This is a genomic window from Streptomyces yokosukanensis (assembly GCF_001514035.1).
GTDB classification, from domain to species: domain Bacteria; phylum Actinomycetota; class Actinomycetes; order Streptomycetales; family Streptomycetaceae; genus Streptomyces; species Streptomyces yokosukanensis.
Map to the genome: position 1 here is coordinate 1 of NZ_KQ948288.1, position 1,090 is coordinate 1,090.

At 68.3% G+C, this 1,090-nt stretch carries 4 protein-coding genes; all 4 read left to right on the forward strand.

What is annotated here, in order from left to right; genetic code table 11:
* The coding region (locus AQI95_RS44210; RefSeq protein ID WP_208614439.1) for a hypothetical protein at nt 1-299 on the forward strand (299 nt) is incomplete at its 5' end.
* A complete protein-coding gene (locus tag AQI95_RS44215; RefSeq protein WP_030498676.1) occupies nt 299-562 on the forward strand; it encodes a hypothetical protein in 264 nt (87 codons plus the stop codon). The genes AQI95_RS44210 and AQI95_RS44215, both read left to right, overlap by 1 nt.
* A 4-nt stretch (nt 563-566) precedes the next feature.
* A complete protein-coding gene (locus AQI95_RS47805) occupies nt 567-722 on the forward strand; it encodes a hypothetical protein (RefSeq protein ID WP_158806480.1) in 156 nt (51 codons plus the stop codon).
* Between the two features lie 122 nt (nt 723-844).
* The coding region (locus tag AQI95_RS44220) for a hypothetical protein (RefSeq protein ID WP_159056791.1) at nt 845-1,090 on the forward strand (246 nt) is incomplete at its 3' end.

Here is a 1,090-nt window from a genome sequence, read left to right on the forward strand (position 1 = left end):
GGGGGCGCAGGTCGAGTGACTGCTCCAGCTTCGCGGGCAAGGGGCTGCTCGATATCGGCATCACCCCGCCCGGGGGGTCGAACACCACGGCGTACCTGGGCTCCGGCCAGTGGGTGAAGGTCTCGGCTCCCAAGATGGGGGACATCGCCGTGAACGGCCAGCACATGATCGTCTGCACCGACGGCTCCCACGGGATCGGGCAGCAGAACCCGAGGCGCAACGTGCAGCGCGACACGATCGACAACCTCATGGCGAACAGCGGATCTTTCGAGTTCCGCCGCTACAGGGGGTGGATGTGATGGCTGAGTCCACCGGGCCGATCCTGGCCATCGGGGCGATCACCCTCGCCAACCGCACCGTCTTCAACGACCGCGCCGTGGACTGGAAGGTGCCCATTGCCACGGCCATGGCCGCGGTCATCTTCGCGGGCGCGGAGCAGGCGGTAGGGCCGGCCGCGAAAGCGGTCGCCTACCTCGCGCTCGTCACGGTCGTGTTCGCGCGCGTCGATCGCACCGTCCCTTCCCCCGCGGAGTCCGCACTCCGCTGGTTCAACGAAAGGTAAGCCCATGACCACGGCGGAGAAGATCGCCATGGGGATCATCGGGATCGGCATGGCCACCACGCTGGTTCTCCCCGGGCGACAGACGTCCAAGATCATCGATTCGATCAGCAGCCTGTTCCGCGGCAGCCTCGCCACGGCCATGGCCGCGCCCCGGAGGTGACGTCATGTCGACAAACCTCCGCAACGCTGTGATCTTCGGTGCGGGTCTCGCGGTCGGCATGGCCATCGGCAATGCCGCCCTCGCGTGGACCAAGCGCACCCTTAGCTGAAAGGGGGCCAGCGGTGGCCGCTTACAGCGGGAACATCCTGCGGATGAAGGCTCCGCAGGACCCCAGCATCAACCCGGGGGGCCCCGATGACGCGCACGCGGCGCCATCGGGCCCCGAGGGCGTACCCGACTTCCGTGCGGTCGAGATCACCGTCCCGGGTGACCTCGGCACCGAGTACGCCGGTCTGACCATGGACGACGGTGTGTCCCGCGCCATCACCGCGGGACAGCCGGGTCTTGGGTGGAACGCGCCCGAGTCC

What these genes read in the sequence shown, in the direction of transcription:
- AQI95_RS47805 (WP_158806480.1), top strand. Translation starts at nt 567, where the DNA reads ATGACCACGGCGGAGAAGATCGCCATGGGGATCATCGGGATCGGCATG.
- AQI95_RS44215 (WP_030498676.1), top strand. Translation starts at nt 299, where the DNA reads ATGGCTGAGTCCACCGGGCCGATCCTGGCCATCGGGGCGATCACCCTC.